We start from the raw sequence: 26,104 nt of genomic DNA on the forward strand, positions 1-26,104 counted from the left end.
TGCTTTGGTTAGGCAAAATCGCTTTGATAATGCGATCGCGGATTACCAAACCGCACTCCAATATCACCGGGTGAAACTAGCAACTTTACATAAATTTACCCGCTTAGTTGCAACGACATGGTAAGCTCAAGCTTAATCGCTAAATCAGTCTCTCACCACTACAGGAGGGCATATGCCTTTATCTTCGGGAATCCAAATTCTCCTGCGGACAAAACCACCCTAATCAATACTCTGTTAACACTTGATAAGTTCGTCAAATTTGCTTTCAGTTTTCGTCCCGGGCAACATAATTATCATGATGATTATATTCCCAGCCTCGCTATGACGACTTAGCCTCAGATAGAGATTGACTTGCGGACAATGTAATTCAGGGCGAATGATGTGCTAATTGAAACGGGTCCGAGTGATTAACACAACTCAAATCCGATCTCCAACAAACTCAGGGAGTAGAGGGGATAATCAGCTACTATCGCTCTGGCATCGCATCCCACCCGACTACATGAAACTTTACCATCAGGCATAGATAATTAAGCCAGAGGATGCTGTAATCCGTTGGCAGTTAGCTAATGCTTTGGTTAGGCAAAATCGCTTTGATAATGCGATCGCGGATTACCAAACCGCACTCCAATATCACCGGGTGAAACGAGCAACTTTACAAAAATTTACCCGCTTGGTTGCAACGAGATGGCAAGCTCAAGCTTACTTGCTAAATACTTGCTAAATAAGTCTTTCACCACTACAGGAGGGCATATGCCTTTATCTTCGCAAAATCAAACTTCTCCTTCGGACAAATCCACCCTAATCAACACTCTCTTAACACTTTATAAGTTCATCAAATTTGGTTCCATTTTTTTTCCGGGGTCATATAATTATAATTATGATTATATTCCCAGCCTCGCTATGACGACTTCGCCTCCATTGCCTGTGATTAAACTCAACATACCAAGTCAAGAGCTACCCAATACAAAATGGGTAACGCTAGTCATACAACAAATTACACTTTTGAATGCGAATAAAGCTCGACATTTTGAGAATGACATCCCATCTTTTAGCGTGGGTGATAGTGAAGAAGAAAATGCAGGGGTCGATCGCCAGATAGAAGTATTAAAAAGTACTGAACAAGAAATTGAAGCGGCTGATAGTAAGGAAGATTTGAAAAATATTGCTTGGAAAATAGCCTCTGCTGCCAAAGAAATTACGCAAGAGATTTCTCCTGAGGAAGTATCTTTCAGCGTAGGTGATAGTGACTCAGTAGAAAGTTCTGAAATTGATGAACAGCTTAGAGAGATAGATGAGCAATTTGCTCAAGCCTACCAATCTAGTGAAACTTCAGAGGCATTAGACTTTAGTACTGGCTCTGACTTGGAAGATACGTCAGGAGAATCGCTGGATTTAGCTTTCAAGGAAATTATTAAAGAAAACATAAAATTGTTGGAGTTAGAAAGTGAGCCAAGTTCAGATGTAGCTTTTTCAATAGGAGGAGTTGAAGATTTTCCCAGCCTGGAGAATTACGATAGCTTATTTGTAGATATCCGCTTACCCCAGATTAGCAAACGCTTTCAAGAAGATTTGATTTTTGCCTATATGCGAGTTGCTGGGCCAAACCCACTTATGCTCCAGCAGCTATCAGAAGGCGATCGACCTTTGCAGGTTACCAACGAAAAATATCAGCAAATAATCGAAAGATTTAAGTTTTCCGACTCACTTGAAGCTGCTCTGCAAGAAGGCCGACTTTATAAAGCTGATTATTCCATGTTAAAAGACATGGCACAGGGGAGTTTCCCAAACAACTTCAAAAAATACCCTGGTGCGCCTTTAGCATTATTTGCGGTTCCCCCAGTTAATAGTTCATCTCGTTCTCTAATCCCAGTAGCTATTCAATGCCAACAACCTTCTGCAAGTGAAAATCCACCAGTATTTACGCCGCTAGATGGCGACAACTGGATGGTAGCTAAAACCATTGTTAATATGGCAGATGGCAACTACCACGAATTAGTTAGTCATTTAGGTCGCACTCATTTATTTGTAGAACCTTTTGTTCTAGCTACTAAGCGGAAATTGCCAGGAAATCACAAATTAAGAATTTTGCTAGAGCCTCACTTTGAAGGAACAATATTAATCAATTACGGGGCTCATAAAACCTTAATTGCTACCGGAGGGAAAGTAGATATCCTTCTAGCTAGCACTATTGAGAACGGTCGAGTTATTGCCGTTGAAGGAGCAAAAAGCTATCTGCACAACTTCAATGATGTAATGTTTCCCAAAACCTTGACAAGTCACGGTGTCGGCGACAGCGCTCAGTTACCTGATTATCCTTATCGAGATGATGGACGGCTGATTTGGGATGCTATTCATACCTGGGTTGGTGCTTATTTAAGGCTTTACTACACTAGCGACCAACAAGTACTCGAAGATAAAGCTTTACAAAATTGGGCACAGGAATTAGTTTCCGACCAAGGGGGTCGCTTAAAGAATTTTGGAGAAGATGCTTCAGGTGCGATTAAAACACTCGATTATTTAATTGATGCTGTCACTAGTGTCATTTTTACGGGAAGTGCTCAGCACGCTGCAGTAAATTTCCCTCAATCCGAATTAATGAGCTATGCGCCGGCTTTTCCTTTAGCCCTCTTCTCCCCAGCACCTACAAGTTCTGAGGAACAAGAGAACTTTATGAGTATGCTACCTTCCCTAGACCGCGCCCAAACCCAAATTGAGGTAGTTGGTTTACTTGGTTCGGTATATTACACGCAGCTAGGTCAATACAACAAAGGACACTTTAAAGATGCCAAAGTCAAGTCATATCTGGACAAATTTCAAAATCAGCTAAGAGATATTGAAATTGAGATTAGCAAGAAAAACTTTTCCCGGCTCATGCCTTACAAATTCTTGCTACCTTCTCAAATTCCCCAAAGTATCAATATTTAGCTCTACTTTATGGATTCAGGCAGCGTTACCCAAAGTAGCTGCCTGATAACGTAGGCAGAAAAGCGGAAACAAAACACCGCCATCAGAACCCCGGTTTCTTTATCCAACCGTTCGGCCGGTTTTTCTTAAGTGAGTAAATGCCATGCCAATTGAACAAGTACCTAATGCTTCCTTGAAATACTATCTGATTTTATTCGATGAGAAGGGCAATGAGCGCGATGAACCTGATGGGAAGAAACTGAGCGAACAAATCTTCTCAGAGCTAGCCAAGGATCCAATCACAGATGTATTCATAATGAGCCACGGGTGGATGGGTGATGTCCCCGCAGCACGCAAGCAATACAACGAGTGGATTGGCGCTATGGCAGGGCAAACGGCTGATATTGAAAAAATCAAACAGGCGCGACCGGGATTTCGTCCCTTAATGATCGGATTGCAGTGGCCCAGCAAGCCCTGGGGCGATTATGATTTGACAAGTGATTCGGTGTCTTATAGCGTGAACGACGAAGATCCAGTCGATCGGTTAGTCGATGAATATGCCTCGTGCATCGCTGACACTGAACCAGCGCGGCAAGCCCTACAAACAATTCTCAGGGCGGCGATGGAAGACGGCGAACCCCCCGAAACCTTACCCCCTGAGGTACTGGACGCCTACCAAGTGTTGAACCAAGAGGCAAACTTGGGTAGCGAAGGTCCGGGAGGGCCACCGGGTTCGGATTGGGAAGGTTTCGATGCAGAAGCCATCTATGAAGCGACGGCAGAGGAAGAGGAACCAGTGAGTTTCGGCGTGGGAAGCTGGTTTAGAAAAGCGCGGGAAAGCATCGCGGACGGCGTGCGACTAACGTCTTTTTGGAAAATGAAAGAACTGGCTCGCAAAATCGGTGAGAGCGGTGGTTTCAACTTGTTAAAAACACTGCAAGAGAAAGCTGGTGAAGCGGTGCGATTCCACCTGATGGGTCACAGCTTCGGATGCATTGTTGTCTCTTCCATGCTCAACGGTCCGAAAGGGGAGGGCCGCTTAGTCCGTCCAGTGGATTCTCTGGTGTTGATACAAGGAGCTGTATCGCTCTGGTGTTACTGTTCAAAGATTTCATACCACCCCGATCGTCCTGGCTACTTTAATAAAATCATCGCTCAACGTAAAGTCGCAGGTCCGATCGTTGTAACTTACTCGCAGTTCGACCATGCAGTCGGCAGAATGTACCCCCTAGCTGGAAAAGCTAACCTCTTGAATAGAAATGTGGACTTTGCCCCCGGTGAGTTGCCCAAGTATGGTGGAATTGGCAGCTTTGGTCTAGCCGGAGATGACCTGGAAGCGGAAAACACGTACATGCTCGGCCGAGCTGCCTCTTATGATTTTAAACCGGGCAAAATCTACAACCTAGAAAGCAGCCAGTTTATTTGTGAGGGCAGCGGACGGTTTGTCGGTGCCCATTCCGACATTGCCAAGCCGGAAGTCGCTCATGCTGCGTGGTTGGCAGCTTATCCCGTTAACCGCCAGAGTTAGACCCAGGAAAACACGAACATGCTCGGCGGAGCTGCCTCTTATGATTTTAAACCGGGCAAAATCTACAACCTAGAAAGCAGCCAGTTTATTTGTAACGAGGACCTGGGAGGAATGGGCACCGGCCAATCCGACATTGCCAAGCCAGAAGTCGCTCATGCTGTGTGGTCGGCAGCTGATCCCAGTTAACCGCCAGAGTTAGACCCAATAGAAACTCAGAAAGTCCTTGTTTCAAAGGCTCGTGGGGTTTCTATCTGTTTATTCACAAATCAAATGCCGATTGTTAGCCCAATCAACTAGGAACTAAAAATATGAGCGAACAAGACCTGTTATTTTTCAATGGGATTAATGGCTCGACGGGCGATTATTTGCTGCCTCCTATGACCCCTGAGCAAGTATCTAGGATTGCCCAGGGCGAAGAATTCCATCCAGACCAATTAGAAGATATCGCGCTAAAAAAGCGACAAGTAGAAGAGCCTGATTTTGCTCCGATAGAGGGAGTAGATCCCAAAGACCTCGCACAAACAGGTTGGGGAGTAATTTTCGCTTTCGGTGCCGATCCAGCAATCCGAGAAGCGCTTAGCGAACTATTAGATCATCGCAAAAAGCAAGCCACCCAAAAGCACGAGCATTACTACAAGGAATACATCGGCCCCAAGGGCTATCGTCCCGGCGAGTCAAAAAAGAACTTCCTGGCGCGTCAGGGAGTAGGGCCAGGTCCTGCCGATCCAGACAAAATGCCGTATTACCTGCTGATTGTTGGCGATCCAGTAACAATTCCCTATGCCTTTCAGTCCCAGCTCAGCGTTCAGTACGCAGTGGGTCGCATTCACTTTGATACGCTACAGGAATACGCGCAGTACGCTCACAGTGTAGTAGAAGCTGAAACTAGCAATTTATCCCTATCCCCTAGCGCTGCCTTTTTCGGTGTGTGCAACGGAGAAGACCAGGCCACTAAGCTCAGCACTAAACACCTCATTCAGCCGTTATCTGAATGGGTTGTCAAAGAACATTCCAACTGGGATGTGAAAACGATTCTTAAAGAAGAAGCAACCAAAGCCCGCTTGGGGCAATTGCTAGGAGGCAGTGAAACACCTAGTTTGCTTTTCACGGCCAGTCATGGCATGGGCTTTGACAACGGCGATCCGCGTCAGTTGCTCCACCAAGGCGCACTGCTGTGCCAAGACTGGCCGGGGCCGGGTCGTCCTGGGGCAAAGCCGATGCGGGAAGATTTTTACTTTTCTGGGGATGATATTGGCGAAGAAGCTCGGCTTTTAGGAATGATTGCTTTTTTCTTTGCCTGCTATGGCGCAGGCTGCCCCCAATATGATGAATTCGACGGTCACAGAAAAGCTTCACGACCAGAGATTGCGCCGCGCTCGTTTCTTGCCCGCTTGCCGCAGAAACTTCTGAGCCATCCCAAGGGAGGTGCCTTAGCTGTAATTGGTCATATAGATCGAGCTTGGGGCTGTTCTTTCTTTTGGTCAGATATTAAGGGTTCTACTAGAGTTGCCATTCAGACAGAAATAGAGCGCAGGCAGATCCAAGTTTTTCAAAGTAGCGTGAAGCGCCTGCTGGAAGGCCATCCAGTAGGATCGGCATTGGAGTATTTTGACGAGCGCTATGCGGAAATTTCCTCCGACCTCAACATTGAGTTAGAAGAGATTAAGTTTGGCACTCCGCCCAATCATGCGAGTTTGGCTGGGTTGTGGACGGCTAACAATGACGCCCGCAACTATGCGATTATTGGCGATCCAGCAGTCCGGCTAGTAGTTAGTAGTAGTAAAGATGCCAGCACCGCTCGCCCTACGATGGAAACTGTGCATTTGCCGGCTAGCCTGGAACAAAAGCCCGCAGAAACCAGCGCGGGATCGGTGGCTGGTGAAATTGACCTCAAGCAGGCTCAGACACAGCTAGTATCATCACTAGAGCAATTTATCAAGAGCGCCGAAAGCGTGCAAACAGCAACATCAATAGCCACCAATCTGTTGAATGTGTTGAAGGGATTAAAGTAATTGGGCGCGCTTAAGTGAACGGCTGAAGGGATCGATCGTGTTGGATAACCAAACACTAGCGAATATCTGAATTTTCACGGCATTTTGTAGTGAAGTCGCGGGTGTGGGGCGTGGGGTACGGGCAGAACACTTCCACCAAACCCTACACCCTGTCTCTACTAAATTTTGAGACAAGACGTGAAAAGTATCGAGAAAAATTTTTCTTTTACCAAAGCACAACAGTCTAGAAATAAGGATTTTACCAGTGAATAGCAAAAGCAAATCTAAAGTGAAGAGCAAAAGCAAATCTAATCCAGGTAACAGCTTGTCCAATGTCCAATTTATTAAACAGCTTCAAGATATTAACCAGCAGGTTTCCAATCCGGTGGAAGCTGCCCGCCAGAAAGCAGGCTTGGTAGGAAAATGGATGCAGGAATCCCCTCTAGAATTTTTTGGGGAAATACGAGATAACCATCCAATATTTCCGACACCTTTGTTTACAATAGTCACCCGTTATACGGATGTCATGGAGGTTTTTCATAACGACGAAATATTTACAATTGATATCTTCACACCTAAAGTGCTGCGCGACATCGGGCCTTTTCTTTTGAGCATGAACAACTCGCCTGAGTATGAGCGGCAAAAATCTATTCTTCGTCTAGCTTTTCCTAGAGAGGATGCCAATCGCTTTCATCAGATTGTCGCAGAAGAGTTGCACAAACTGCTAGGAAAAATTGCCGCTAGCGAAACTTTCGACCTTGTCAGCCAATATGCTCGATTGCTGCCGGCACTGGCAATGCGTTGCTATCTGGGGCTTGAGGAAATCCCTCCAGAAAAGGTAATGCAATGGACGCGCCCGTTATTTCGGGATGTCTTTGTTAACATAAACAACGCTCCGCAGGTATCACAAGAGGCAGTTGCTGCTCGCGAGGAAGCAGCACCTTTTATCGATAACCTGATTGCCCGTCGCCACGAACACCTAAACCAACACCCGCAGCAGCCGGCAACAACAGTTTTAGATCGATTGCTAGTGATGCAAACTATACCGGCAACTTGCCTCAGCGATGAAGAGGTCCGTAACTGCCTGTTGGGATTTTTCATGGGCACTATCGACTTAACATCGGTCGCGATTATTAATGCAGTTGTGGAATTGCTCAATCGTCCCGCAATTTTAGCAGAAGCAATAGAGGCGGCCAAACAGCAGGGCGATCAAGCGATCGCTGGATATGTTTGGGAAGCGCTGCGTTTCCAACCGCCAGCAACAGGATTGTTCCGCAGTTGCACTCAAGACTACACGCTTGCTCGCGGAACAGATCGAGAAACGCAGATCAAAGCTGGCAGCTTGATTTATGCAGCCAGCGCTGCCGCAATGCACGATCCAACGCATATAGATGCTCCTGCGGAGTTTCGTGTCGGACGCCCTCAACAAAGTTACTTGTTCTTTGAAAGCGGTATCCATACCTGCTTCGGAAAGTATTTTTCTTTAGTGCAAATACCTCTTGCAATTGAGGGTCTGCTGCGCCTCGGCCAGCTTGAGATTGCAGGAGAATTTCAAAAAGATAGGGGCTTGCCTGAAAGCTTACCTATGAACATTATAAAACCTGCAAAATAGCCACAATTGTTTTTGATTGAAGGATTGAAGAGCTAATTTTATTTGCTCATAACCTGTTACAGCTATTGTCAGCAGACTACTGAGCTGTTCTCCTTGTTGTTTGCCAAGCAAGGTAAGAGGTGGGTTACTCAATGTCCCTAACCCGACCTCCCACATCATGATAATGGAGAAACAATTTTTCTCTTACCAAAGCACAACAGTCAAGCAGGTTGTTAGGGAGCGATCGCAACAGCGGACTGGCGTCCTCGTTTTGGTTCGCATAGTGCTACTTGCCTACATAAAGCTGAGTCTAAGATATGGACTATACGAGTGATTTACGATCTATGTACAATCCAGTCACAAATTCTGAAGGTACCAGCACCGCGATCGCCAGAACTTTTGCTGTTTCAAAGGTATCTCCCACAACCACCCCCTTGCGTGAAATTCCTTACTATGAAGCAGTTGCAGAGTTTTTAGGGAGACCGGTCGAGGCTTGTTCTCGATATCGTGGGCAGTTGGTGGAGAGTGTTGATTTCTATCATCCACTCATTGGCGCACTACATACAGCTTTTGCCTTCCATCATCCAATTTGCCTTTCCCCTGACATAATTTGGCTAACTTTAACACAGGGACTAGCACAGCACATTAACATGAATGCCGAAGAACTGCGTCATCACTTCGTGCAGCATTCGGGAAAGTTGAAGATTAAGGTTCGCCGTGATGACTTTGTGAAGGGTTCGCCTGACAATCCTTGGGCAGAAGTGTTTGGGGAGTTTTCCGAACAAATTCACCAACATATTGGCAAAGCACAGGAGTTAATTGTGGCTAACTTCTCAACCACAGGCCCTATTGAACGTGCTGCCTCGGAAGTCGTATTGCTAGATGCAATGCAGTCTTACTTTCAGTACGAGGTAGTCAGCTTGTGTGGTATACCTACGATTAAATTGGAGGGAACGGTAGAGGATTGGCGTTCTATTGAACAGAGGGTGGAAGAGTTTGCTCGCTTTGGTTTGGAGTGGTGGGTTGAGCCGTTACGACCGATTCTAAAGGAATTTGTAGCGGCCGCTGCAGGCAGTGTTAATACCGAGTTTTGGGATTCCATTTACAAGTACCAAGGACCTGAGGGAAGTGGCTCGCCCTATATTACTGGATGGGTTGCTAGACTATTCCCCTACATTATGAATGATCGAGCGGGGTGGGAAGAAATGTCTGAAGGCAAGACCACTCAGCCACCATATCTACGCAATCCCTGGTTAAATTCTGAGCTGTCACCAGATATAGAAGCACTGGGTGTTTTTCCCAACCTGCCGTCTAAGGCTCCATTCAACTGGAATTACCTCGGGAATGTCTACGAAATGGAGTTTGTTGCTGGATTAATTGGTGTCAGTCAAGAGTCAGAATCTCTTTGTCTGCGACCAGAAATTGGCTGGGTAGTAATGGAAGCAGATAGGGAGGCATTCCCGACGAAGTGAATAAAGTATTTGTAGGGTGTGTCTCCACGCACCCTACAAGTGCTGGTACAGGTGAGCGGAAATAAGCCAACCATTTGAAATACCCACAACCCTTACGGAATTAGCTATTGTCATTCTAGAGATGTCTATTGTTAGGGAGCGATCGCAACAGAAGACTTGCCTCCTCGTTTCGGTCTGACGCTGACTACTTTTTTGGTAAATTACTAGCAGTGCCAATACCATCACAAACGCGACGTTCTTCAGGCATAACTTTGGAATCAGGGTTATTGAGATAGTCACGTATCCAAGCGCAACCCTGCACCATCAGCCCATCTAATCCTTCAATCCGCCACAACTTAACACTATTTTCTTCATCAGGCATAAGTACAGCAGTGGGATCGGGACTAATTTCTGCACCAGTCGTAACTAGAAGCTTGCCATCAAGACTAAAACCGACGCTGTCGATCGCCTTTTGAGGACTTTTGAATACAGCTACCTCTTGACCGGATACATCCCACAGACGAGCAGTTGAGTGAGCTTCGGCACTTGCTAGCAGCTTACCATCGTGACTCCAAAGGAGTCTCATAACCGAGCCTGTATGACCTGTTAATTCTTTTAATTTATGACCAGACAAATCCCACAAGCGGATAGTGCGATCGTTACTACCTGTGGCCAGTTTTTGACCGTCATTGCTCCAAATGACACTGTTGATCAAGTCTCGATGCGCGGGGAATTCTGTTACTTTCTGACCAGATAAATTCCACAAACGTACAATGCCATCCCCTCCGGCGGTAGCTAAAAGTTTGCTATTCGGGCTAAAACTGACAATGTGGAAGGCATTTTGAGGACCTTTGAATTCTCTCAGTTGCTTACCCGACAAATCCCACAAGCGAGCAGTGCCATCGTATCCTGATGTAGCTAAAAAATTACCATCCGGGCTAAAGTTCAGACCCGTAATTCCCTCTTTAGGACCCTTGAATTCTCTCAGTTGCTTACCCGACAAATCCCACAAGCGAGCAGTGCCATCCTTTGCTAATGTAGCTAAAAATTTACCATCCGGGCTAAAGTTCAGACCCGTAATTCCCTCTTTAGGATCCTTGAATTCTCTCAGTTGCTTACCCGACAAATCCCACAAGCGAGCGGTGCCATCCACTCCTACTGTAGCCAAAAGTTTGCCATTCGGGCTAAAAATCATTGGCATACCTAGACTTTTATGACCGTCTAATTCTGCCAACTTCTCGCCTGATAAATTATCCCACAGGCGGACAGGACCATCAACTTCAGCAGTCGCCAGCATCTCGCCATCAGGGCTAAAAATGACATACGGAAACTTTTTGTGTCCTTTAAAATCATTTAGCGGCAGGCGATCTTGCAAATTCCACAAGCGGACAATTTTGTCCTCTCCCGCAGTTGCCAAAAGCTTGTCCTTTGGGCTGAAAGTAACCTTCTCAACTGCCCCTAAATGTCCTTTAAGTTCCTTCAATAGTTGTCCATTCAAATCCCAGTAGCGAACAACGCCGTCCTTTGAACCAGTGGCAAGGTTCTGACCATCCGGACTAAAATTGACGCTCAACACCTCGCCTTTATGTCCTGAAAATTCTGCCAACTGTTTTCCATTCAAATCCCACAACTTGACAGTGCTGTCCCAAGAGGCAGTGGCAACTTTTTGATTATCGGGACTAAAAGCAACAGCAGACACCAAATTTTTATGCCCTTTAAATTCGCTTAATAGTTTTCCGTTCAAATCCCACAACTTGGCAGTGTAGTCTTTAGAACCAGTAGCGAGAGTCTTACCATCTGGGCTAAAACCGAGGCACCACACTCTTATATTCGTACTGGCAGGAAATTCTTTTAATAATTTGCCCTCCCAATTCCATAAGCGAACCATGCCATCTTCAGAATCAGTGACGAGAGTCTGACCATCTGGGCTGAAATTGATGTTAGATACCTGAAAAACGCTCAAAGGGGTAACGCTGGTGAAAATCTCAATATCTAGGGTGTCAGTGATCTTAGATACCCCCTCCTGCTTACGAAATTCTTTGATCGGGTTTCCTTTCAAATCCCACAATTTTATAGTCAGATCATCACGAGTCGCCAGTTGCCGACCATCCGGGCTAAAGTTAATATCTCTAACACGCCCTTTACTCACTTCAAATTTAATTAGTTCTTTGCCATGTAAATCTGACAAACTAACTGTGCCATCTTCTCCCGCACTCGCCAGTAGCTGGCCATCAGGGCTAAAACTGACATCCGTAACTGAGCGTGTATGCCTTTCTAGGCGATTGATTTCTGTGACTTCAGAAGTTACTGGGTGCAGCCGGCCGATGACTTTGTTCCTTAAAAGTGTGTTTGATATCCACAGTTGCTTAACTCCTTTTGCAGCTTGTAAACTTCTTATCAATGCCTGTAATTGATCGACTTCCCACTTAGCTTCTGAGGAAGTAATTAACGCCTGAATTCGCTCAACTTCTGCTTGCTGCCACTGATATCCAGCAAAGATAGCAAATCCAGCAAAGACAAAAGCTGAGCTGACAGCGGCGAAAACCAGGCGATGTCTGCGTTGTTTTTCTTGCCTGCGGAGGCGATCGCGCAACTCCAAACAAGCCTTGACATATTCAGCTTCTTCTTGGTTGAGATGCACAAATTTGGGCTGTTCCAACAGCACTATTGCCTCTTCTAATCTTCCCCCCTGATGGATTAAATAGCTGTTTTGGTCTGATTGTTCCTGATGCTGGTGCCAATCTTCTGCCGCCTGATTTATGGTTTCTCGCAGTTGCAAGTCGTTGCGGTTCTGATTCAACCATTCCTGCAACGTTGGCCAATAGCGGATTAAAGCTTCGTGGGCGACTTCTACTTCTTCCTTCCCGGTAGTTTCGTTGCGACTGGTAACGACTAGCCGTACCCCTTCACCAGCTAGCTGCTGTACCAACTTCTTAGTCTCTGCCAGATTGCTGCCACTGGGGACGAGATCCTCTAACTCCACTCGCTGGCGGGTGTCCCGTCGCTGCTCTCCCGGTATGGCATTCTTATCCAGGCGAGTTAAGCGCAAGAAAATATTCTGGATTTGCTCTTGTTTCTGAGCTGGTAGGCTATGGTAAAAATCATCAGCAGTTTTAGCGATCGCCTGCTGGACTTTACCAATCGCTTGGTACTCCTCATCGCACAGCCAGCGTCCCCGCCGTCGCTTCCACAACTCCTGCAACGCATATTGCAGCAGTGGCATCGCCCCTGGCTCTCCTTGCACATCATTGAGAATCGAGTGGCTCAAGCCAGCTTCAAAGCGCAACCCTCCCCTGTCGGCCTGCATCTTCATCGCTGTAATCAGTTCCGCAGGTTCCATCGGTCCAACCAATTTTTGTCGGGTTTCAATCCGCTTTCTCAGTGGGGGGTAGAAGGTACACTCTCCTAAAAAATCCGCCCGCATCGTTATGACAACTTTTTGGCGTTCGGCAAGGTGAAACAACTTGTCGATAAATTCTTGCTGATTGGCTTTATCCTCGCAGAGGGTGAACAGTTCCTCAAATTGGTCTACCACCAGTACCGAATGCTGTTGCGATACCTTTAAGAGTATTTCTAATTGTTTGAGCGGCTCGTTGGTCGGTGTGATGCGAACCGACTCTAGCCTTGGCTGCTGCTCTTTAAGCTTAGGAATCAACCCAGCTAGCACTACGGATGATTTGCCGCTACCGGAAGTGCCGATAACAGCTAAGAAATTATCCTTCGCCAGTTCATGTTGTAAATCTCTAATCAGCTCATCGCGCCCAAAGAAGAACTTGTGGTATTGTTCCTCGGCAAAGGAAGATAGACCGGGAAAAGGACACTCCGCCTGATATGGTGGTGGTTCTTTGCCCAAAGCAGAGAGAGCATCAAAGCTAATTTCCAGGACTTGATCGCACAGGTTATCGATCTCTACTATTGCCTGCTGGCGCTGTTCGCGCGCTGTGCGTGACTCGGCTCCTTGGGTATTTTTGAGGATCTCTACCTGTGTATTAAACCTCTGCTTGAGTACCGAAGCATTAGGGGCGCGTTCTGCCAGGATTTTGCTCAGCTTGCCAATACCATACTCGATTTCCTCGTCACTGAGCTCCCGATCGTCGAGGCGATCGCTAAATAAGGGACGCCCACCTAAGCGGCTAAACAGAGCCGGGACAGCAATATCGTGGCGCCTTCCCAGTCCGGCTGTTGCCTCTTGCAGGGCCGTGTCTACCTCTCCTGACTCTCTGAGTCGTCGATAAAAGCTCTGTCCTAAAGCCAAGCCTGTCTCTACGCTCACCTTGCGAGTCATTGCTACTACCGCAGGCATCCCCAAATTTCTGACCAATCTTTGCCCTAATCCACCTAATCCTGCTTCTGCTCTGGGGTCGGCACTTTCGCAAGTGCACAGAAAGGTAAAGTGAGGTAAGCTCCTTTGATGATTACCGATATTCTTGAGCTCTGAAATTAATTCTTCCCCTGTCACTGGCACAACTTGGTTATCGGCTTTTGCCCAGTACAGAACAGTTTCTCCGTTATCGAGCAACTTGCCGTGGGCGACAAAGTGCAGCAAGGTGTATGGCTTCTTAGCGTTAGTCAGTTGCTTTGACAGTTCTTGTAGGGTTGGCGCTCCGATCGCACCTGCAACATCATTTGCCAAAACTTCGTAAGGAATTTCACCAAGCGCTTCCTTGACTCCAGATAAGACAGCTTCAACGTCAAAAGGTGCTAATTGAAACTTGCCGATATTAGAGGGACTCGCTACCAGTACCAGTGCCCGCAAGTCACGTCGTCCAATGGGGTGAAAGCGGCGATCGATAATGGTGGGAATGTACAGAGAAAAGGGCACGCGCTGGTTGCGGGCTAAAAGATGCCAATCCCCGTCGGCATCAATCGGAGCACACAGCCTTTCCCAATGCAAAGTTTTGATAGGGTCATTGTCAGCCGCTTCGATCGAGAGTAAAATTCGTAACAGGGAGTTCTGACTACTCTTGGATAGAGCACGAACAAAGGTGTCGTACACTGCCCCTCGAAACAAAGCTTTGCCTAGTAAGGTGCCGTATTCCCTCTCGTTTTCTTGTTCTTGAGTGAGTTTGTTCAAGTCCTCCTGATTTAGCTGGAGGGTTTCTTTTGAATGGATGCTTAGCCCGTCCGGTTGCTTACACCTGACAACAATCGGCCAGCTACTATCGCCTGATTTGCTCTGGATGGTAATCTCAAACTCAAAGACGTTCATGCGTCATGTCCTCTCTTTATTTCTCGCTCTCCATATATCGGACAACGGATTATTTGTCGTTATCCTGCCTAATTAATAATTAAACATTAAACTTGCATAACCTAATCAGGGAAAGCATAAAAAATATATCACGAAGTACCTTAACTATTTTTTTGTTGAGAAAAAATACTTAAGTTTCGACCCTGACGGGGTGACAACCCCGTTAAAACCCATAGCTAACAAAGGTTTGACCGATTTATGGTAAAAAAAGATGGGGTCAATATCGTTAAACAACCCCATCTATAGAAAATGTTACCTCCATTTTACCAAATTTGTTTCCAGAAACAACTGAAACAAGCAGAATACTTAACCCGCTCGTATTTTCATTTTTCTGCTTCAAATCAAGAAACAAGTGAGCATTGAATCCCTGGCAACATTAATGCCTTATCCAATTTTGTTTGAGAGCAGGCGACGAGGGATTCAAAGATTTTTGAAGCTACCTATTCTCAATGTTGAGAATCTCTGGTTTCCCCTGATTAAATACATTTTAAGAACTCAAGTTAACCAGCAAAAAGAGTTGAGAGTTGCCATTGATAGAACGCAGTGGCGGGACAAAAATATCTTTGTCATCAGCCTGATATTTCAGCGGAGAGCATTACCATTATACTGGCAAATCTTACCGAAAAAAGGATGTAGTAATATCCAAGAGCAAAAAAGATTGATTGGCCCAATCCTGACCTTGTTAAATAAATATAAATTTGTGATAGAGACCGCGAATTTGGGAGTGTCAAACTGGGAAAATGGCTGTGCGATCAGAATGTAAGGTTTGTTTTAAGAATACAAAAGGGGCGATATATTGAACAAGCAGGTAAAGAATATAAGCGATTGAGTGAGTTGGGTTTGATGCCAGGTACTAGCTTTTATTTTAGGGATGTTAAAGTGACGAAGCAAACAGGATTTGGCAAGTTTGATATCGCAGGTTATTGGAAGCGTCGATATCAAGGTCATGTTGAAGATGAAGGTTGGTATCTCCTCACAAATGTAGGAACTTTAAAAGAAGCTGTGGCTACATTTAGATGTCGAAGTGGGATCGAAGCTATGTTCAAAGATTGCAAGACAGGAGGCTATAACCTCGAAAAAAGTCACGCTTGTGACGACCGCTTAAAAACCTTGATTTTATTAAGAGCTTTTGCCTATACTTGCGCTATTTTTCAAGGAGAAAAAATAAAAAGAATGGGGATTCAAAAATATGTGGGTCGGCTCACAGAAAGTGGGCGAACTGTAGCTCGGCATAGTAGCTTTTGGATGGGATTATCGGGTCAATCCTGGGTATTAGGCATAGAATATTGTCAGGAAATAGTTGTTGAATTAATGAAAATAAGACCTAATAAATTGCCATTTTTTCAGAAGGGTATGAGAGCTATGTCCTTGATTCAGTCTATGTTTTAACGGGGTTGTCACCCCGTCAGGTTTCGACCTTAACATAAATTACCCACTTTAACTAAAGATGCGGTAAAATGAGGGGATGAATCCATTGCCCTTGAATATATCGACTTTCAGATTGCGACGCAAAACGCATATAGCTGTAACGAAGCAGAGCGCATTCAACTGACTTAAATTAAGGTAACACAACCGATGTCAAAAAAATTGGCATAATGCGTTGCATAATTTAAAAATTACACCGCGAACTCAAACACTTAACAGCTAGAGAAGCTTGTCAAAGTCGCAAAGCCCTGATTCAAATAAATCATATTGTCTGTGCAATTCTAGGGGGGAATTTTATCAAAATAACAGTGCGCTTGATGGCAAAAACAGTAGACCACTAAAAGCAAGAATTACTGTCAGACTCCCTCAAACAAGAACTTAAAAACTCCACTATATATTCTCTAATTCTTTAACAGGAAAGTCGGTATCTTTTTGAGCTGTTAAATTTTGAATTTAATGAAGTTTGCTTACTTATTTGTCCGAGCCTTCGGAATTTTTAGCACGCTATATTATATAGCGTGCATACGTAAGTCTTGAGGTTTTAGGGGGCGATCGCCACAGAGGACTTGTGTCCTCGTTCCGGGCTGACGCTCACTACTTTTTTGGTGAACTACTAGCAGTGCTGATACCACCACAAAGCTGGCGATCGGTATCAGTGAGCTTGGGGTTCTTCAGATAGTCGCGCAACCAATCGCAGTTTCTTGTTAGAAGTTCATCCAATTCTTGTCTAATTTGATACAGCCTAACCCTATCATCTCCACCGATAGCCAGGAGTTTGCCATCCGGACTGAACGCCACGCTCTCGACATAGCCTCCATGTGCCTGGAATTTGGCTAACTCCTGACCTTGGATGCTCCACAGGCGGGCAGTGCCGTCGCTTCCACCAGTGACTAGACGCTGACCCTCTGGGCTGAATGCCACGCTCCATACTTCGCCTTGAAGTTCCGGCAATTGGTAGTTGTTCAACGGCTGACCTTTAGTGTCCCACAACTGGATGGTGCGATCTTTTCCAAGACTCACTAGACGCTGACTATCCAGGCTGAACGCCATACGATCCACCTTATGTGGCTTGTGTGGCTTGAGTTTGAACCACTGCCGATCTTTGGTGTCCCACAGCCAGAGGCTGCCATCATCTATATAAACAGCCAAGAGCTGACCATTCGGGCTGAACTCCATGCTCTTGACCTTATCTGCCTTTAGTTTGTCTAACATCTGACCTTTAGTGTTCCCTAGCCAGAGGCTGCCCTGCTTTCCCATAACAGCCAATAGCTGACCGTCCCGGCTGAACTCCACCCAATCGATTGCCTGGGATTTTTCTCCTTTATTTACTTTGAGTTTGATTAGCTGCTTCTTGCCTTTGGTGTCCCCCAGCCAGACGCTGCCATCATCTCCATTAACAGCCAAGAGCTGACCATCCGGGCTCAACGTCACGCCCTCGACCTTCTTGCCTTGAGGCCCCGAAAGCGTGACTAGCTGCTTGCCTTTGTCGTCCCACAAGGAAGCGATTTTGCCATCCTTTGTAATTTTGGCAGTCAAGAGCTGACCATTCGGGCTGAACGCCACGCTATTTACCTCGCCTTGATGCGCTTGAGGTAAACGCAAATTCTTACCCTCGATATCCCACAAGTGGGCGGTGTTCTCACTTATAGCGACTACACGCTTACCATCGGGGCTGAATCCTATTTTAGAGATAGAACCGTCAGTCCGCATTACCTTCAACCGCCGCCCGGAGATGTCCCACAGACGGACGGTTCTATCATCACTGGTGACCAAAAGCTGACCATCCCGGCTGAACGCCAGGCTGCTGAGACTGTCTTGTCCTTGGAGTTTATCCAACGTCCGGCCTTTAATGTCCCGCAACCAGATGGTGCCGTTTACTTCCCTCAAGGCCAGGATCTGGCTATCTGGACTGAATTTCACGCTATCAAACTCGTGTAAAAGTGAGAATAAATAGCTTTCACGATCTTCTGAGATCCACTTGTTGGTTTTGGTGTTCCACAGGCGGAAGGTGTTGCTGTTTTCCAATTTGAGGGCCAATATCTTGCTATCCGGGCTGATCTGCACGGTAGCAACCTTAATTTTCTCCGGAGGGTTGTACAGGAGTGTGCCCGGCTTTTTGGTTTTGGTATTCTCCAAATAGAAAGTGTTGTTATCTCGAATGATGACCAAGAACTGGCCATTTGGGCTGAACTGTGCCTTCTTGTCCCCGGGTCGATTAGGCTCTCGGGAATTTATAAACTTCTTGGTTTTGGTATCCCACAGGTAGGCAACGCCTTCCGAGCTAGAGGCGTTCAGGAGCTGGCTATCTGCGCTGAACGTCGCTTCCCAGAACTCCTTGCGCTCGCTCTGTGGGAGTATATCCGACTTCATTGTTTTGGTATCCCACAGGTGAATGTCGCCGTTAGATGTACTGATGGCCAGCTTTTGGCCATCGCGGCTGATCTGTACAAAACGATTCCAGGTTGTACCAGCGTCTTTTTCAGGAGAGTCCTTCCGGAGATATTGCGACTTCTGGGTTTTGGTATCCCACAAGCTGACGGTGCCTTTATCATCAGCAATAGCCAGCCGACCATCCGGGGTAAACACCATGCTCTCGACCGAAGATTGATTGGTTTTGAAGCGGTTAACTTCCTGTCCTCCATAAAATGTGTTGGTCAACTTACCTAACACTTGATTCCTTAACCCAGCATCTGGCCACAGGAATTGCCACTTTGACTGCTTGAGTTCTTGCGCAGCTCGTAAACTGCCTATCCTTGCATCTATTACTTGATGAGTGACCAAGCCAGTCTCTGCGGATTGTAGAATAGCCTGAATTCGCTCGATTTCTGCTTCCCTCCACTTAATTCCAGCAAAAATGGCAAATCCACCCAACATAAAAGCGGAGATCGAAACCGCCATGAGTTGACGCTGTTGGCGCTGTTCCTCAAGCTGGCGTCGTCGCTGGCGCAACTGGACACAAGCCAAAACATATTCCGCCTCAAGTTGGTTGAGATGCACAAATTTAGGGTGCTTCCACAACACCTCTGCATCTTCTAATCGTCCCCCCTGATGGATTAGATAAACGTCTTTGTCTGGTTGCTCTTGGTGCTGCTGCCACTCCTGAGCTGCCTGATTGATGGTTTCTCGCAATAGCAAGTCATTGCGGTTCTGATTCAACCAATTTTGTAACGTCGGCCAGTAGCGGATTAAAGCTTCATGGGCGACTTCCACCTCTTCCTTCCCCGTAGCTTCGTTGCGACTGGTAACTACAAGCCGCACGCCTTCCCCAGCCAACTGCTGCACCAACTTCCTTGTCACTGCTAGATTCTCGCCTGTGGGCACCAAATCCTCTAACTCGACTCGTCGGCGTGTGTCCCGTCGCTTCTGGCCTGGTACGGCACTCGCATCCAAGCGGGTTAAGCGCAAGAAGATATTCTGGACTTGTTCTTGCTCAGCAACTGACAAGCTATTGTAGAAATCATCGGCAGTCTTAGCTATTGCCTTTTGGACTCCACCGATCGCTTGGTACTCCTCATCGCACAGCCAACGTCCCCGCCGCCGCTTCCACAGTTCCTGCAAGGCATATTGCAGCAGTGGCATCGCCCCTGGCTCCCCCTGCACATCATTGAGAATCGCGTGACTCAAGCCAGCTTCAAAGCGCAGTCCCCCCCTGTCTGCTTGCATCTTCATTGCTGTAATCAGTTCCGCAGGTTCCATCGGCCCAACCAATTTTTGTCGGGTTTCAATCCGCTTTCTCAGTTCGGGATAAAAGGTACACTCTCCCAAAAAGTCTGCCCGCATTGTAATTACGACTTTCCGCCTCTCGGCAAAGTTTAATAACTTTTCGATGAATTCGACGCGCTCGGCTTTATCTTCACAGAGAGTGAATACTTCTTCAAATTGGTCTACCACTAATATTGAATGATGCTCTGATACCTTCAATAATCTTTCTAATCGTCTTTTTAGTTGCCTCAGCGGCTCCTTTCCAGGCGTCATATAAGCCCACTGGAGGCTTAGCTCCTCTTCTTTGAGATTAGGAATCAGCCCAGCTAGCACCACCGATGACTTGCCGCTGCCCGAAGTGCCGATTACTGCTAAGAAATTGTCCTTCGCCAGTTCATGTTGTAAATCTCTAATCAGCTCATCCCGCCCAAAGAAGAACTTGTGGTATTTTTTCTCACCGAAGGAAGACAGTCCAGGGAAGGGGCACTCAGCCTTGTATGCTGGTGGTTGCTTACCCAAGGCTGCTAGAGCGTCGAAACTGATTTCGATTACTTGCTCGCAGAGGTTGTTGAGTTCTACTATTGCCTGATGACGATCTTCACGGGCTGTGCGTGAGTCGGCTCCCCGTGTATTTTTCAGCGTCTGTACCTGGGTTTCAAACCTCTGCTTGAGTACGGAGGCATGAGGTGCTCGTTCTTGGAGGAGCTGCTGCAGCTTGTCAATACCATACTCGATTTCTTCGTCGGTTAAATCCCGATCGTCGAGGCGATCGCTGAACAAGGGACGGCCACCCAAGCGGCTGAACAAAGCTGGAACTGTAATATCGTGGCGCTTGGACAGTCCGGCTGTTGCCTCTTGCAGGGCCGTGTCTACCTCTCCTGACTCTCTGAGTCGTCGGTAAAAGCTCTGTCCTAGAGCCAAGCCTGTCTCTACGCTCACCTTGCGGGTCATCGCTATGACAGCAGGCATCCCCAAATTTCTGACCAATCGCTGAGCTAATCCACCTAATCCTGCTTCTGCTCTGGGGTCGGCGCTCTCGCAAGTGCAGAGGAAGGCAAAGTGAGGTAAGCTCCTCTGATAATTACCGATGTTCTTAAGTTCTCCGATCAAGTCTTCCCCAGTCACTGGCAGAACTTGATTGTCAGCTTGCGCCCAGTACAGGACTGTCTCGCCCTGAGCCATCAGCTTGCCGTGGGAGATAAAGTGGAGTAAGGTGTACGGCTTCTTGGCATTCGTCAGTTGCTTTGACAGTTCTTGTAAGGTTGGCGGACCGATCGCACCTGCAACATCATTTGCCAAAACTTCGTAAGGAATATCACCAAGAGCTTCCTTGACTCCAGACAAGGCAGCCTCAACATCAAAGGGCGCTAATTGATACTTTCCTATATTAGAGGGACTTGCTACCAGCACCAGTGCCCGCAAGTCACGCCGCCCAATTGGCGGAAAGCCGCGATCGATAATAGTGGGAATGTACAGGGAAAAGGGCACGCGCTGGTTACGGGCTAAAAGATGCCAATCCCCGTCGGCATCAATAGGAGCACACAGCCTTTCCCAATGCAAGGTCTTAACTTCGTCGTTGTCAGCCGCTTCAATTGAGAGCAAAATTCGCAGGCGGCAGTCCTGACTGCTCTTGGATATGGCGCGAACAAAAGTCTCGCGCACAGATCCTCGAAACAAAGCTTTGCCCAACAGGATGCCATATTCCTTCTCGTTTTCTTGCTGTTGCGTGAGTTTGTTCAAGTCCTCCTGACTTAGCTCAAGAGTCTCTTTTGAATGGATGGTTAGCCCATCTGGTTGCTTACACCTGACCACAAGGGGCCAGCTACTAACACCTGATTTGCTCTGGATGGTAATCTCGAACTCAAAGGCGTTCATGCGTCATGTCCTCTCATTATTTCTCGCTCTCCATATGTCAGATAACAAATAATCAGTCGTTATTAAGACTATTTATAAAGTAAATATTAAACTTGCAGAACCTAATCAGGGAAAGGCATAGGAACATACATTCAGAAGTACAGTGAGTATTTTTTTGTTAATAAAAACATACTCATGTTTCGATTTTAACAGGAGTTACCCAGTTAAACAGAAGATGCAGTAAAATGAAAGAAATGAATCCACCGAAATACACCGCTATTGAATACATCGACTTCCTGATTGCGACGCAAAAGGCAGATAGCTGTTGCGAAGCATACCGCGTTCAACCGACAACGGGGTCTGCGGCGGCACACGATACCCTTAACCATAACTGTGAAGTACCCGCCGCTAATTTGTTGGGGAAGGAATGTGTAGGAATGGTGGTATTCAGTCCCTGCATGGAATGGGAACCCGGTTTGATTCTTGCTAGTGCTATTGGTAGTATGGAAAGTCGGAAGTCGGCTCGATCCAGGAAACTATGAAATCTAGTATGAGATTATCGAGCAATTCATGGAATTGTAAATTCATTTCAGGTGAAACTCAAAAATATGCCATATCTACTCCATCAGCTTCTAGAAACCAGCGGCAAGCGATACCCCGATCGAGAAGCGGTCATTTATAAAAACAACGCTATCACGTATCAGCCGCTAGACACACTTTCCAATCAACTAGCCTGGGTTCTCAGAGATTCTGGTATAGCAACCGCTTTCGTCGGTTAGGATGCAAGGCGTAAGACGGACTCGATCGCATCTGTTAAACAATCAAACTGATTGAGAAGTTTACGAATCCGACTCCCCGACCAAGACTCTTCTTTGTTCAATTCTGTTCAACTCAGGGGAGTATGGTGGTAAATATAACAATCTACACCCCGCCTTTTGAATCAACTCCTCAATCCGACAACCTTTATGACAAGTAGCATTATCCATCACTATCACCTGTCCTTTAATAAGTGTTGGAACCAAACTTGTTTCTAACCACATTTAAAAAATTGTTCGATTACAATGTCCCTCGATGGTATAGCCACCGTCAAGGTGGCGCCGGACGAAAAGCGCAATACGTCTTCGATCGCCAGAAAGTAAACAATTAAACCTTCTGGCAAAAATCTTAACTGTAGGGCTTGGGCATGAGTTGTGCGATCGCCCTTGGCAGTTGGGACTACTTACTGTTTATGCCATAACCACCTTGGCGGTTTCTATACATATTTATCACAAAAAGTCAAGTTAATTTTTTTTACGAGATTTGGGATTGCAGTTTGAGGCGCACAGACTGTGGGTGCGATCGCCTCTGCAAAATCCTGAATTTTACATAAAATCCCAGCGCCCAAAAGGTTTCAAGAGCTAAAACTCAACAGAAAAACTCGAAAAAACATAATATTAACTTATGTTATAAATCAAAGTATGTTAAGAAAATTAGCAAAATTTTAAGGTTAGTTGCAAAAGGCAGGCCGTTGTCACCTCAGCAGAGGCAAGAGTGGTAGCTTTGATCGCAAGATGTAAGTTTTCAGATCTTCAGCTACCAACCATAAAAAATATGTACGACAAACGTCCAGATCGAGATTTGGCGAGTGCTGCTGTAACTGCGGCTTTAGGAGCTGGGGTCGTTACCTCTTTTGCGGTTAGCAGAGGGCAAAACCCGCTGGTAGCCATCGGCATTACTGTTTTTGCAGCGGGTGTAGCTGTAATTTGCGATCGGTTCGGCTTAATTTAAGTTAATGTCCCATTTTTACGCACAGTTAACCCATAAAATCCCCGCCCTATTTGCAACTAGCAAAGGTGGGGATTTTCAATCGAGCGTCAATAAGTTAGTTCGCGATCGCACGAGTGCCTCGAAACCTGGTTTTTTCACGAAAAGACGCGCTCGGACTCCCAGATTAGGTAAAAAACCCGGTTTCTTGGGTCGGAGTGCCTCAATCCTGTAAATCATATTTTTAGATTTGACATTCCCCGCGCTTGCATCGACGGGGATTCTTAAGACTTTCGGGCCTTAATATCCCTATTGCCAGGGTTTCCGGGCGCAATCCTTTGCCAAAAATGGCGGTCTGCTATCAAGCGTCTTACAACTAGCTCCTCGGTCGTGACTTTCCTCCAGTCCGGGGGTAGGTTTTAACGTCTTTTACTGACGATTTTATCGATTCAGAACCTTAGTATTGGTTGTGATTAATTATTTTGAGCATCCGTACTGCTGTTAAGCTAGATACTTGATTTCTCAAAATTCGCAACTTTCGACTCTTTTGACGATAGCACACTTGCCAGACATTTGTGCAATTGGTATATCATATAGGCAGGATAAATCCTGCCATGCCCTTTCATCCCTGGACTATAGTCACAGGGTTTTCAGGGTATTTTTTATAACAACATAAAATCTTAGCCAATAATACCTAAAAATCGATCGTTTTTCCGCCATCAAGGCTAAGATGTGGCTGCCAACTTTTTTTCTGACACTCACGTCTCTATAAACAGCGATGCTATCTTGGTTGTTACCTGTAATTATTTTTGAAGGCAAATTTTTTTCCAAGGGGTGCTTGGCGCAAACAGGTAAAACTTAGCCTTGATAGATACTTAGCAACCCAAATCTGAGCTTTGGGAGTTTGTCCAGATACCCCACCCACAATTTCACAGTAAAAAGCTATGGAATCCCTCGCCTACCTCGAACTTGCTCTTGTTTGCGAAGCACCCGCAGAGTCGAAAATTTTTGATGGGCCCAAGTGGCAAAACCTATCGAGTCAAACTTATGTCCGTTTGCTGTCTTTGGCTTTGATGCTGTCGGTTTTGAGTGCAGCCGGTTCGGCTTTTGCTCAAATAGATCCGGGAAATCCAAATTTGCGATCCGTTCAAGACAGGTTGCGGGATCTCGGCTATTTTCCCCGAGCTTCCACCGGTCAGCTCGGCCCGATTACTCAACAAGCTCTGACTAACTTTCAGCGAGACTATCAACTGTCGCTGACTGGCCGGCCCGATCGAGCTACTGTGATAGCACTCAACTATTTTGCCGGGGATAACGATCGACCTTCTAAAACTATTTATACAAATTATCGGGAGCTGCGTTTTGGAGACGCGGGTGCAGATGTTTCGGCTCTCCAGCGCAGGTTGCAGCAGCTAGGCTACTTCAAGGCGCATCCCACAGGGAGTTTTCGCCAAGTTACTCTAAATGCGGTGAGATACTTCCAGCGAATTAATCGACTGCGGGTGACTGGAGTTGCTGACAGGCAAACTTTAGCTTTGCTGTTTGGCTCCACCCGGCCGGTTCCCCCCCTTACACCTCCTGGGAATATTTCCGGGAATGGCGGTTGTAAGGGGTTGCGGTTTGGGGACAGAGGAGCGACGGTAGACTTGATCCAGCGGCAGTTAAAAGCTTTGGGCTATTTTCAAGGCGGCGTTGACGGCAAGTTTCGCGAACGCACTCTCTACGCTGTGACTCGTTTTCAGCAAGATTACAATCTCGTTTCTGACGGCTGCGCTGACACTGCTACTTTGACTGCTATCGATGCCCAGATGAGGAAAGCTCAAATTACCTCATCGACTGGGGAAAATGACCGGCAGAGTAATGCCGGAAATTTTCTGGAGTTGGGCGACAGAGGCCGACAAGTAGAACTTCTGCAGCGGCGGCTGCAACAATTGGGTTATTACAGGAGCCAGATTCACGGTTGGTTCGATCGACCAACTCAAGCAGCTTTGATCCGGTTTCAGAAAGATAGCGGGCTGTTCGGGAGTGGGAGGGTCGATAGCAGCACTCAATCGGCTTTGCGGCAAGGCAACAGGCAGGCTGCAGGGCCGTTGCCGCCGGTCGCTGGGGCTCTGCGACGGGGCGATACTGGGCCTGCTGTCCGACAACTTCAGTCTTCGCTCAGAAGTCTGGGCAAAAACCCCGGCCCGGTGAACGGAGTATTTGGAGCTGAGACAGAGTTTGCGGTGCTGTCGTTTCAGCAGGAACGCAATTTGTCACCGGCGACGGGTATTGCCACTCCGGCGACTTTGGCCCAGATCGAAAACCGATTAGCTGGGCGGCTAGCTGTTCCTGCTGTTCCAATTAGCAGCAGTTTCAACTCTCGATGGAGCATTCAGCAATTACAAAGGCGACTGCAAGACCTTGGCTTTTACACAGGTCCCATCGGCGGAGTTTTCGATGCTGCGACGAGAGACGCCCTCGATCGAGCTCAGCGCAGTTACGGGGTCAGCAGCGACGATTTGTTGAGCCAAACTTGAGGCAGGGGGCTGGCGGACGCTGTATCAAAGAAATCGGATTTCTGGTTTCTGACTGATTCCTGAAATGATTTATTTGGCCCAAGAAACCCGGTTTCGGCGTAACTGCTAATCGCGCTTCGGTCACGGATTTTTGTTAAAAGTTGTAACA

The 26,104-nt window shown here is 46.6% G+C and carries 14 protein-coding genes; 11 read left to right on the forward strand and 3 right to left on the reverse strand.

What is annotated here, in order from left to right; genetic code table 11:
- Nucleotides 1–684: 684 nt before the first annotated feature.
- From QUB61_RS02070 to QUB61_RS02090, 5 genes are all read left to right on the forward strand, one after another.
- Complete coding sequence (locus tag QUB61_RS02070) at nucleotides 685–2,925, forward strand: lipoxygenase family protein (protein WP_333122727.1); 2,241 nt, start codon at nucleotides 685–687, stop codon at nucleotides 2,923–2,925.
- A 142-nt stretch (nucleotides 2,926–3,067) separates the two neighbouring features.
- Entirely contained in the window at nucleotides 3,068–4,432 is a 1,365-nt protein-coding gene (locus QUB61_RS02075; protein WP_333122729.1) for a hypothetical protein, read from the forward strand.
- A gap of 308 nt (nucleotides 4,433–4,740) precedes the next feature.
- On the forward strand, nucleotides 4,741–6,444 hold the full coding sequence (locus QUB61_RS02080) for a hypothetical protein (protein ID WP_333122732.1): 1,704 nt from the start codon (nucleotides 4,741–4,743) through the stop codon (nucleotides 6,442–6,444).
- A gap of 304 nt (nucleotides 6,445–6,748) precedes the next feature.
- Nucleotides 6,749–8,035, forward strand: a complete 1,287-nt coding sequence (locus tag QUB61_RS02085) for a cytochrome P450 (protein WP_333122734.1) — start codon at nucleotides 6,749–6,751, stop codon at nucleotides 8,033–8,035.
- 323 nt (nucleotides 8,036–8,358) lie between these two features.
- Nucleotides 8,359–9,486, forward strand: a complete 1,128-nt coding sequence (locus QUB61_RS02090; RefSeq protein WP_333122736.1) for a DUF4419 domain-containing protein — start codon at nucleotides 8,359–8,361, stop codon at nucleotides 9,484–9,486.
- A gap of 184 nt (nucleotides 9,487–9,670) precedes the next feature.
- On the opposite strand, the gene QUB61_RS02095 is transcribed toward QUB61_RS02090, so the two are convergent.
- A complete protein-coding gene (locus QUB61_RS02095) occupies nucleotides 9,671–14,674 on the reverse strand; it encodes an nSTAND1 domain-containing NTPase (protein ID WP_333122739.1) in 5,004 nt (1,667 codons plus the stop codon).
- Between the two features lie 391 nt (nucleotides 14,675–15,065).
- Here QUB61_RS02095 and QUB61_RS02100 point away from each other — a divergent pair, with 391 nt between their 5' ends.
- Together QUB61_RS02100 and QUB61_RS02105 are read left to right on the forward strand one after the other, a co-directional pair.
- Entirely contained in the window at nucleotides 15,066–15,476 is a 411-nt protein-coding gene (locus QUB61_RS02100) for a hypothetical protein (RefSeq protein WP_333122741.1), read from the forward strand.
- Nucleotides 15,458–16,102: a hypothetical protein gene (locus QUB61_RS02105; protein WP_333123010.1), complete on the forward strand. Its 645-nt coding sequence runs from the start codon at nucleotides 15,458–15,460 to the stop codon at nucleotides 16,100–16,102. Before QUB61_RS02100 ends, QUB61_RS02105 begins: the two co-directional genes overlap by 19 nt.
- A 630-nt stretch (nucleotides 16,103–16,732) precedes the next feature.
- Here the strand turns inward: QUB61_RS02105 and QUB61_RS02110 are convergent.
- Nucleotides 16,733–21,580, reverse strand: coding sequence for an nSTAND1 domain-containing NTPase (locus tag QUB61_RS02110; RefSeq protein WP_333122744.1), 4,848 nt, complete (start codon nucleotides 21,578–21,580; stop codon nucleotides 16,733–16,735).
- 359 nt (nucleotides 21,581–21,939) lie between these two features.
- On the opposite strand from QUB61_RS02110, the gene QUB61_RS02115 reads away from it, so the two are divergent.
- Both QUB61_RS02115 and QUB61_RS02120 read left to right on the forward strand, forming a co-directional pair.
- Nucleotides 21,940–22,236 carry a hypothetical protein gene (locus tag QUB61_RS02115; RefSeq protein ID WP_333122748.1) on the forward strand — a complete coding sequence of 99 codons (297 nt, stop codon included), beginning with the start codon at nucleotides 21,940–21,942 and terminating at the stop codon, nucleotides 22,234–22,236.
- Nucleotides 22,237–22,302: 66 nt separating this feature from the next.
- Complete coding sequence (locus QUB61_RS02120) at nucleotides 22,303–22,473, forward strand: hypothetical protein (RefSeq protein ID WP_333122751.1); 171 nt, start codon at nucleotides 22,303–22,305, stop codon at nucleotides 22,471–22,473.
- A 60-nt stretch (nucleotides 22,474–22,533) separates the two neighbouring features.
- Here the strand turns inward: QUB61_RS02120 and QUB61_RS02125 are convergent, their stop codons facing one another.
- Nucleotides 22,534–22,734, reverse strand: a complete 201-nt coding sequence (locus tag QUB61_RS02125) for a transposase (protein ID WP_445300161.1) — start codon at nucleotides 22,732–22,734, stop codon at nucleotides 22,534–22,536.
- A gap of 550 nt (nucleotides 22,735–23,284) precedes the next feature.
- Here QUB61_RS02125 and QUB61_RS02130 point away from each other — a divergent pair.
- Both QUB61_RS02130 and QUB61_RS02135 read left to right on the forward strand, forming a co-directional pair.
- Nucleotides 23,285–23,461 (forward strand): hypothetical protein, encoded by a 177-nt coding sequence (locus QUB61_RS02130; protein ID WP_332953658.1) that lies wholly within the window; start codon nucleotides 23,285–23,287, stop codon nucleotides 23,459–23,461.
- 920 nt (nucleotides 23,462–24,381) lie between these two features.
- Complete coding sequence (locus QUB61_RS02135; protein ID WP_333122754.1) at nucleotides 24,382–25,956, forward strand: peptidoglycan-binding protein; 1,575 nt, start codon at nucleotides 24,382–24,384, stop codon at nucleotides 25,954–25,956.
- Nucleotides 25,957–26,104 lie beyond the last annotated feature (148 nt).

Source organism: Microcoleus sp. C2D2 (assembly GCF_036702495.1).
Classification (GTDB): domain Bacteria; phylum Cyanobacteriota; class Cyanobacteriia; order Cyanobacteriales; family Microcoleaceae; genus Microcoleus.